This window comes from Paraclostridium benzoelyticum (assembly GCF_001006285.1).
Taxonomy (GTDB): domain Bacteria; phylum Bacillota; class Clostridia; order Peptostreptococcales; family Peptostreptococcaceae; genus Paraclostridium; species Paraclostridium benzoelyticum.
In genome coordinates, this window is sequence record NZ_LBBT01000248.1 from 1 (window position 1) to 9,229 (window position 9,229).

A 9,229-nucleotide genomic window follows, 5' to 3' on the forward strand; every position below is an offset into this window, starting at 1 on the left:
TTAAATTTATTCTATAAAATTATATTTTAAAAAAGCACTTTACCAGTAATTAATTTTAATTATTGGTAAAGTGCTTTTTTACTTAGATCTATATAATTCTCTATACTTTTTTGGAGTAACTCCCTGTAATTTTTTAAATACCCTTATAAAGTATCCACAATCCTCAAACCCTAAGTCAATAGATATATTTGTAATAGGAATGTCCGTAGTTTCTAAAATTTCTTTAGCTTTATTTATTTTTTTATCATTAACGTATGAAATAAAATTTATACCTACTTCTTTTTTAAATACTTTACTAAAATAGCAAGGGCTTAAATTACATATAGAAGCAGCCTTTTCTAAGCTAACGTTTTTCCCTAAATTATTATTTATGTACTCTATAGATGAATTAATTGATAAATCTCTTTTATCTTTTGAATATCCCCCTATTTGCAACTTATTGTTAGTTTTTAGATTAACAATAGATTTATTAACAATATTTATTAGATCAATTGGTTTAATAGGCTTTAATATGTAGTCATCTATACCTTCAGTTAATAATTTATGCATTAATTCAAAATCATCATATATCATCATTATAACTATTTTACTTGTATTTTGCTGCTTTATTGCCTTTGCAGCTTTTATACCATCTATACCAGGCATCTTAGCATCCATTATTATAATTTCTGGATTAAACTGTTTATCTAATTCTATTGCCTCTTTTCCATTTTTAGCTTGAGCTATAATTTTAATATTTTCACATTTATTGATAATTATACTTAAAGCGTCTCTTTCTAATTCTTCATCGTCAACGATCATTATCTTAACCATATATCCAACTCCTAGCTATATCTATTTAAAATAGTTATTTTTACTAAAGTTCCAAAATTTTCTGTACTATTTATTTCTATCTTATAATTTTCTTCATAATAGTACTGCAACCTCTTATTAGCCCTTTTTATTCCCATACTATCCATATCCGTATAATCTTTTAAATCTAAATCCTTTTGAATTAAATTTAATTGTTCTCTCTCAATTCCAATTCCATTGTCTTCAACCTTTATAACTATATAATTTTCTTCCCTTTCTACGAAAACCTTTACATATCCGCCATCTTCTTTGTCTTCAAGGCCATGTATGACAGAATTTTCAACAAAAGTTTGTACAATCATAAATGGTATTTTTATATTTTTAAATTGCTCATTAATGTCAACTTCATAATTTAGCCTTTCAGAAAACCTTATCTTTTGGAGTTCTAAATATGATTTTATATAATCAAGTTCTTCTTCTAAAGTAATTATTTTATCCGATTTTTTGAACCCATACCTTAACAGGTTTGATAGATTGTATATTATCTCATGAGTTTTTGGTGCATCTTCAACTATAGCTAAAGACGAAATACTATTTAGTAAGTTGAATAAAAAATTTGGATTTACCTGTGATTGAAGAGATTTTAATTGGTATGCCTTGTATTCTTTTTCTAACTCATCCTTAATTTTTTTAGCTTCTTCAAATTCTTCTCTTTTCTCATCTAGCTCTTTTTGAAGTGTTTTTGATAAACATTCTGATACTATATAATTACTTATATGTGACATCATTTCTGCTAATGATTCTACCTTATTAAAACTTACTACAGGTAATTTATTATATGCATTTTCTAATTCTTCTTTTTCCATTGAACCATCAAAGTTTATTTCCACTGGTACTATATTTTCCAAATCTAATGTCTTTGTATCCTCTATTAAAACTTGTCCAGCCATTAATGCTCCTAAATATTGACCATTGACAATTATGGGAGTAGCAAAGTCAATTAAGCCTTTGTGGCATACGTATATGTATGTTTTTTTTAATCTAGCAGCTTCAACTCCCCCTCTTGAATCGCATCGTTCACATAAATGAGCATATACATCATTTTTCCTAATAAGTTTACAGAATTCACTACACCCACTATGTTTAGTTAACGCCTTTCCTATATAGTCAACTGTTATTATAGCTATACCTGTAGCTGCCGCTATATCATCTTGTATCTTTTGAAATTTTTTTTTATCTATAATGTCATCTAAATGGAGTATCTTTTTCATCCTTTAATCTCTCTCCTCACCAGTTTTCGCAAAATTCCAATATTTAATTAATTTTATTATATTATTTTTCGTCTATAAATTACAAGACTTAATTATAAGCACAAAAACAGATTTATACATCTATATTATATAAATATTTTTTAAATTTTTCATAATGTAGGATAATTCTTATAAGGATTAAATGTCTCTTTTATTAAAAATACATAAAAAAACTGTAGCATAGTAGTTCAAACTTATTCTATGCCACAGTTCTAAATTTTATAGTATTCAATAATTTTAACAAGCAATAATTTCTTTTATAAAAAATTCTTTTCCCCCTAAAATTTCCCACTCTGTATTATTACAATTTGGGCATTTACGATTATTTTCAAGTAAATTAAATACTTTGTTGCACGCTTTACAAATCCCGTTACCTGGTAAAATTTCTATTTCTAACTTTGTGTCATGTAGCATAGTTCCATCAACTGCAGCAGGATAACACTCTCTAATATATTTTGGTATCATAGATGATAGTTCACCTATCTGGAGTACCACTGTGTCAACCTTATTTAAATTTTGTTCTAACACAACTCTTTCTACAGTTTTTACAACCTCAATTACGACCCCTAACTCATGCAAGTCATTCACCTACCCCTATTTTGTTGATTTTTTAAGATATATTTATAATATAAATCCCTTGATAGTATTATAACACCAAATTTTTATCAATTCATTACCCAAGAATATATTTTGTTCGTTTTCTTACTTTTTTCAGTAAATCGCTTTCATTTACAAATAAATAGTGCTACAATATTCGTGAATAAACACTTTACATTCGATGGGGGGATAATTATAATGTTTTTATTCGAATCTCAGCCAATATCAAATTGGCTAATGTTATTTTTTGTATTTATAGTATTAGTTGTGTTAAATGAAATTGGACGACGTTATAAATGGGGTGGGGTTTCTCTATTTATAATACTTCCAATAATTCTTACATTTTTTGTTTGGCCTAAAACTACAAAAGGTACTAGTGTAAACGATTGGTTCCATTATGCAAAAGTTTACTCTGCCTTAGCTGGTTGTGTAGGTTTCTGGTTATTACGTCATATAGATGGAGCTACTAAGCATAAATGGGTTTTATGCTTTCCACCATTAATACTTGCTATTAATATTATGGAAGCTGTTGCTCGTGATTTCCAAATAGGCTCTCTTGGACTTACAAGACAAGTCTTTGAAGGTATGATGACATATAGTGGTTCTTGGAACTACTTAAATGGTGTTGCTGGAATTTTAAATATTATTACTATAACAGGTTGGATGGGAATATGTATCAGTAAAGATAAAAGTAAAGATATGTTATGGCCAGATATGTGCTGGTTCTGGATTATAGCTTATGACCTTTGGAACTTTGCATATACTTATAATTGCTTAAGTGATCATGCTTGGTATTGTGGAATTGCTTTACTTGTTGCTCCAACTGTAGCTGCTTTTACATTGAAAAAAGGAGCTTGGCTACAACATCGTGCTCAAACACTTGCACTATGGTGTATGTTTGCAATGACATGCCCTTCTTTTATAGATGAGTCACAGTTTGCAGTTAAGTCTACACAAAATTCAACCGCTCTTTTTATAATAAGTGCAATTGCTTTAATTGCTAATGTAGCATTATTTATTTATATGATTTATAAAGTAAGAAAAACTAAACGCAATCCATATACTTCAGAACTTTATACTGATCTACAGTGTTATGAAGAAGTAAAAGCGTATGCTGAATAAATTCTAAAGCCATCTCAAAAAAATTGAGATGGCTTTTTTTATTTGCCACATTCAAGATTTTTATTACTCCAATTTATCATATGTTTCATTATTGGTAATAAGCCTAATCCAGATTCACTTAAATAATAAATAGATTCAACCACTTTGCTATCAGTATTTTTTTCATTAATTATGATGCCATTTTCTATTAATACTTCTAATTGTTGGATTAGCATTTTCTTACTGCATCCTTCTATAGATCTTTGCAACTCTCCAAATCTTATTTTATTATCTTGGATTTGCCATATTATAGCAGGTATCCATTTTTTACCTAAGATACTAGATAGAGCTTCAACCGGACAATCATATATCAGATCCTCTACGTTGTACATTCTCACTCCTCCTACTTATCATAATTTTCTTAAATTTAAGTTTTATTATACCTATTATACTTGTATATTTCAAAAATAAAAGCGTAGAATAATCTACGCTTTTATTAAAAACTCATTTCTGGGTATAAAAATTTAATTATCTTTATATTTTTTTCAATCTTAGGAACATAATATTCTTTAGCATATGCTCTTCTATCAATAGTATCATCGACTTTATTTCTTACATTCCATTCTTGAATCATTTTACTTAAGCCTTCATCTTTAAATTTAGATAAATAATATGCACCTAACTTTAAACTCGTCTTATCGTCTACTAAGTCACTAGGCTTAAAATTCTTCATCTTTAATTCATGTGCTAATTTTATTGAAGATTCATCACTAAATCTTAGTATCCCATTATTATCATTTTTTTCATAATCTTTTTCATCAAATCTAGATTCAAAGTGTCCTATAGCAGCTAAAAAGTATGGGTCAATATTATATTCTTTAGCTACAGATTTTATTTCAGATACATCTTTTACTGGATATACCGCAGTTCTAGCGACAACAATTACTCCAACTACAAATACTAGTGTTAATATTATTATTGTAGATAATATTTTTTTCATAATACGCCTCCTAATTTTGTTTAGTTACTATATTGAAGTAGAACTTAGAAGTAATTAAATAATATATTATATAAATTATCGAATACGGAATTAATGTCCACAACATTACTACCGATAAATTTTGTCCAAGTAGATTGCAAACAACATAATTTGCCACGACACTGTGTAAACCTCCTAATACTAAAGGTAAAAAGAAGTTAAACCCAACTTGCTTATATACAGATGACTTGATATCATCCTCATCTACTCCAATTTTATTTAGTACAGTATATCTAGGCGCTTCATCTTGAGCTTCTGATAGTAATTTGAAGAAAATTACACTACCTGTACAAACTAAGAATACTAAGCCTACAAATACACCTATAAATACCATAATTCCTGAAGTTGTAAACCCATCCTTAAAAGCTTCATAGTAAGATAATACATAACTTGAAGCTGGTCTTTTTTGATCCCCAGTATAGTATTTCTCTGTTAATTTTGATACTTTTCCATCAAATTTGTCACCATCTTTTTGATTTGTTATATTGTATGTGTAATAATGTTTTAACTCATTATTAGCTTTTAAATTTTTAAACTCATTATCTGAAGCAACAACCATCTCTGATGGGCTAAATGAATTATATAATTTCTCATCTATATGTGACTTAAGGTTTAATTTTACATCTTTTCCATTGTTATTTATATTTATAAATGATTTAGTATCAAACCCTATTTCTTCAGGGTATACATGAATAAATTCATTGTCATCTATACCTTCTATCTCTTTTTTTCCATTCAACTTTAATATTTCATTTAAATTTGATAAAGACATTATTTGATATGTGTCTTTGAATCCATGTGAATTCTCCTTATATGATTCTAAATCTATATAGCTAAGTACAAATTTATCAACTAATTTATGATCTTTTGAATCTTCTAATATCTTTTCAAATTCTTTTATATACTCTTTATTATCGAGTGATAAAGTATAAGAGTATGGTGCCTGTTGCTCAACTAATTGAGAGCTCATAAAGTACACTGAAATAGACACCCCTATCGCAGTTAACGTAGTAGCACTTAATATAGCTATTATAGATAACATCTTTGCATTACTCTTTATTCTGTATAATAATTGAGATGTTGATATCATATTTAATCCTTTATAATAATTTGCCCCATTTTTTTGTTGTTTTTTAATTATAAAAAACATAAATGAACTAAAAAATAAAAATGTACCAACAACTACCATAAATAATGTGACAAATGCTCCAAGAATTAAATCCATTCCATTTGTTGTAGAAAGATATATTGCATATCCAACGACTATAAATATTATTGATAGTATCGCTAATAATTTTGATCCTTTTTTAGCTTTCTCAGATGTGCTTGAAGCTTTAAATAATTCAATAAGCTTAAATTTATATATTATTCTATTACTTTGATACGCTATAACTAAAAATATTAATATGAATAATATAAATGTCTCAAAAACTCCTTTTATTGAAACTGCAAAATTTATGCTTAAATTTAATCCTATAAGCTTTATAAGTATTCCTAGCATAAGTTTTGAAAATACTACTCCTGCTATTATACCTATTACAATGGCAACAACTCCTATTATTAATGTTTCAAAGAATAATAATAGTCCTATCTCTTTATTTTCAATTCCTAATAATGCATATAGTCCTATCTCTTTTTTCCTCTTTTTTATAAAGAAACTATTTGAGTACCATATAAATAAAACTGAAAATAATGCTATTACAATTGATGCGGCATTAAATGCTGCTGATGCTTTAGAACTTGCTGATAAAGCTGCATCTATACTTGGATTATATTGTAAATTTTTAAATGCATAATATATTCCAACTGTGAAAACTATAGAGAAAAAGTATAAGAAATATCCTTTAAGATTTTTTTGTATGTTTTTTTTCGCTATATTAAATAAGATCATTGTCTCCACCACCTATCAATGATAATACATCTAAAATTTCTTTAAAAAATTCTTTTCTTGTTCCTCTTCTATTTATCTCTTTGAATATTAATCCATCTTTAATAAATAAGACTCTTTTACAATAACTAGCTGCAAATGCATCATGTGTAACCATCATTATTGTTGCATCTTGTTCTTCATTTAACTTTGTCATTGCATTTAAAAGGTCCGTAGATGATTTAGAGTCCAGTGCTCCTGTTGGCTCATCTGCCAATATCAACGATGGATTTGTAATTATAGCTCTTGCACAAGCTGTTCTTTGTTTTTGACCTCCTGATATTTCATAAGGATATTTACCAAGTAATGTTTCAATCCCTAGTGTTTTAGCAATTGAGAATACAGTCTTGTTTATTGTCTTTTCATTTGCACGAGCAAGTGCTAAAGGCAATGCTATATTATCTTTTACTGATAATGTATCTAGTAGGTTAAAATCTTGGAATATAAATCCTAAACTTTCTCTTCTAAATTTTGATATTTGCTTATTGTTTAAATTTGTTATGTTTTTTCCTTCTATTTTTACATCTCCACTACTTGCAGTGTCTATAGTTGAAACTATATTTAAAAGTGTACTTTTACCTGCCCCAGATGGTCCCATTACTCCTACAAACTCACCTTTGTTTATATCAATATCTATTCCATTTAATACTGTTTGCGTATTTTTATTTGTACCATATGATTTCATTAAGTTTCTAACTTCAAGTATTTTTGTCATGTTTATTAACCTCCTTTAATTATTACAAAATTAAGTATATAGCTTTTTATAATTTTCTAATATCGATTTATCTATCATTAAAATTACATATTTGTAAGCTTAACAAAAAAAGGTATTGATTTTCATCAATACCTTTCTGCTTATCTTTTTATTTTGTTTTTTACAGTCTCTAAAATTAAATTTACTTCATCTACCCTTAGTAATATTATGCATATACCATATGTTAATGCTCCACATCCTATTGATATAGCTAAAGTTATAGTTTCATATAATTTTCCAACTGGTAACATTCCGCCTAAAAACTTGTATACAAATATTGTAATTACTGACATTAACCCTGCGGATACAATTGACTTTATTAAAACTACTAAAATTTCTTTTCCACCAAACTGTCCAATTTTTTTTCTTAAACTTATAAATAACAATATTATAGTGACAATAGCAGATATACTAGTTGCAAATGCTAATCCAGCTATTCCCATATTCGTAAATCTTACAAATAATAAATTTAATATTATATTTAATATAATTGTTATTATCGCATTTTTCATAGGTGTTTTTGTATCTTGTAATGAATAAAATACTTTTCCAAGTATATCTCTAAGACCAAAACCTATCATACCTATAGAGTAAAACACAAGTGATATAGCAGTCATTTGTGTAGCTCTTGCATCGAATTCTCCTCTTTCAAAAAGCATTTTTACGATTGGTTCAGCAAGTATCATAGCTCCTGCTGATATAGGTATAACTAAAAGTGTTACTGTATTTGCAGATGTTTTTATAGACTTATAAAATTCTTCTTTATTATTTTCTGTAGTTAACTTAGATAACATAGGATAAATAACAGATGAAATTGACACTATAAACATACCCATTACGAATTGATTTAATTTGCTGGCATAGTTTAATGCAGATATACTTCCTTCTGCAAGAGTCGATGCTATAGTTCTATCAACTATTGTACTTACTTGATTTACTGCAACCCCTATTAAAACTGGTATTACAAGCCAAAGTAATCTTCTTAAGTACTTATCATTAAAATCAACAATTAGTTTGTATTTAAATCCTTTTTTTCTTGCAAAAGGGTATTGAAATAAAAACTGTAATGATAATCCTAGTAAAGCTCCCCATGGAAGTAAGTGTATATTTATCGTCGCACTTAAAATAATTGAAGCTATTACAATAATATTATTTGGTACACTCATCAATCCTGGAACTACAAAGTTATCTTTAACCTGTAAATATGCAGTCATAATATAGCTCATACCTAAAACTGATAATCCAAGTATCATTACCCTAGTAAAGTAAACAGCTTGATCAAATACCTCTCCTTTAAATCCAACTGCAAATAATTTTACAATTTGAGGTGTAAATATCAACCCTACCACAGAAAGACCTAAACAAATTAGTATTACTGTATTTAATACGTTATTTGTAAATTTATTTGATTCTTCTTTACCGCCATTTTTTCTTATATCATGATACAAAGGAATAAACGCTGTATCTAAAGAAGTTCCTATTGCTGCAAATATAACTGCAGGTATATTCATAGCTACTAAAAATGCATCGCTTGTCCCAGAAGCTCCATATACTGAAGCTAGTGTGAGCTCTCTTGCAAACCCTAAAACTTTCGCTATTAGTGTAGCTATCATCAATCCGACAGCTGCTTTTGCTACTTTTGACATACATACTTCTCCTTATATTTTTATTTAATCTTATTATTTTACTCTTCATATTATTATAATTAT

At 27.7% G+C, this 9,229-nt stretch carries 9 protein-coding genes; 1 reads left to right on the forward strand and 8 read right to left on the reverse strand.

Going from position 1 to position 9,229, the window contains the following annotated elements; all coding sequences use genetic code 11:
• Nucleotides 1-78: 78 nt before the first annotated feature.
• The 3 genes from VN21_RS12545 to VN21_RS12555 form a co-directional block, all read right to left on the reverse strand.
• Complete coding sequence (locus VN21_RS12545; protein WP_046823543.1) at nucleotides 79-813, reverse strand: response regulator transcription factor; 735 nt, start codon at nucleotides 811-813, stop codon at nucleotides 79-81.
• Between the two features lie 11 nt (nucleotides 814-824).
• Nucleotides 825-2,063: a sensor histidine kinase gene (locus VN21_RS12550; protein WP_046823544.1), complete on the reverse strand. Its 1,239-nt coding sequence runs from the start codon at nucleotides 2,061-2,063 to the stop codon at nucleotides 825-827.
• 276 nt (nucleotides 2,064-2,339) lie between these two features.
• Nucleotides 2,340-2,690, reverse strand: a complete 351-nt coding sequence (locus VN21_RS12555) for a hydrogenase maturation nickel metallochaperone HypA/HybF (RefSeq protein WP_332840881.1) — start codon at nucleotides 2,688-2,690, stop codon at nucleotides 2,340-2,342.
• Between the two features lie 207 nt (nucleotides 2,691-2,897).
• On the opposite strand from VN21_RS12555, the gene VN21_RS12560 reads away from it, so the two are divergent.
• Nucleotides 2,898-3,821: a DUF5692 family protein gene (locus VN21_RS12560; RefSeq protein WP_046823546.1), complete on the forward strand. Its 924-nt coding sequence runs from the start codon at nucleotides 2,898-2,900 to the stop codon at nucleotides 3,819-3,821.
• A gap of 38 nt (nucleotides 3,822-3,859) precedes the next feature.
• On the opposite strand, the gene VN21_RS12565 is transcribed toward VN21_RS12560, so the two are convergent.
• From VN21_RS12565 to murJ, 5 genes are all read right to left on the reverse strand, one after another.
• Entirely contained in the window at nucleotides 3,860-4,192 is a 333-nt protein-coding gene (locus VN21_RS12565) for a winged helix-turn-helix transcriptional regulator (protein WP_046823547.1), read from the reverse strand.
• Nucleotides 4,193-4,296: 104 nt separating this feature from the next.
• Complete coding sequence (locus VN21_RS12570; RefSeq protein WP_046823548.1) at nucleotides 4,297-4,800, reverse strand: transglycosylase SLT domain-containing protein; 504 nt, start codon at nucleotides 4,798-4,800, stop codon at nucleotides 4,297-4,299.
• Nucleotides 4,801-4,810: 10 nt separating this feature from the next.
• Entirely contained in the window at nucleotides 4,811-6,730 is a 1,920-nt protein-coding gene (locus VN21_RS12575; protein ID WP_046823549.1) for an ABC transporter permease, read from the reverse strand.
• Nucleotides 6,717-7,481: an ABC transporter ATP-binding protein gene (locus VN21_RS12580; RefSeq protein WP_046823550.1), complete on the reverse strand. Its 765-nt coding sequence runs from the start codon at nucleotides 7,479-7,481 to the stop codon at nucleotides 6,717-6,719. Before VN21_RS12580 ends, VN21_RS12575 begins: the two co-directional genes overlap by 14 nt.
• A 140-nt stretch (nucleotides 7,482-7,621) precedes the next feature.
• On the reverse strand, nucleotides 7,622-9,166 hold the full coding sequence (gene murJ, locus VN21_RS12585) for a murein biosynthesis integral membrane protein MurJ (RefSeq protein WP_046823551.1): 1,545 nt from the start codon (nucleotides 9,164-9,166) through the stop codon (nucleotides 7,622-7,624).
• Nucleotides 9,167-9,229: the final 63 nt, after the last annotated feature.

What these genes read in the sequence shown, in the direction of transcription:
- VN21_RS12545 (WP_046823543.1), bottom strand. Translation starts at nt 813, where the DNA reads ATGGTTAAGATAATGATCGTTGACGATGAAGAATTAGAAAGAGACGCT.
- VN21_RS12575 (WP_046823549.1), bottom strand. Translation starts at nt 6,730, where the DNA reads ATGATCTTATTTAATATAGCGAAAAAAAACATACAAAAAAATCTTAAA.
- VN21_RS12580 (WP_046823550.1), bottom strand. Translation starts at nt 7,481, where the DNA reads ATGACAAAAATACTTGAAGTTAGAAACTTAATGAAATCATATGGTACA.
- VN21_RS12560 (WP_046823546.1), top strand. Translation starts at nt 2,898, where the DNA reads ATGTTTTTATTCGAATCTCAGCCAATATCAAATTGGCTAATGTTATTT.
- VN21_RS12565 (WP_046823547.1), bottom strand. Translation starts at nt 4,192, where the DNA reads ATGTACAACGTAGAGGATCTGATATATGATTGTCCGGTTGAAGCTCTA.
- murJ (WP_046823551.1), bottom strand. Translation starts at nt 9,166, where the DNA reads ATGTCAAAAGTAGCAAAAGCAGCTGTCGGATTGATGATAGCTACACTA.
- VN21_RS12570 (WP_046823548.1), bottom strand. Translation starts at nt 4,800, where the DNA reads ATGAAAAAAATATTATCTACAATAATAATATTAACACTAGTATTTGTA.
- VN21_RS12550 (WP_046823544.1), bottom strand. Translation starts at nt 2,063, where the DNA reads ATGAAAAAGATACTCCATTTAGATGACATTATAGATAAAAAAAAATTT.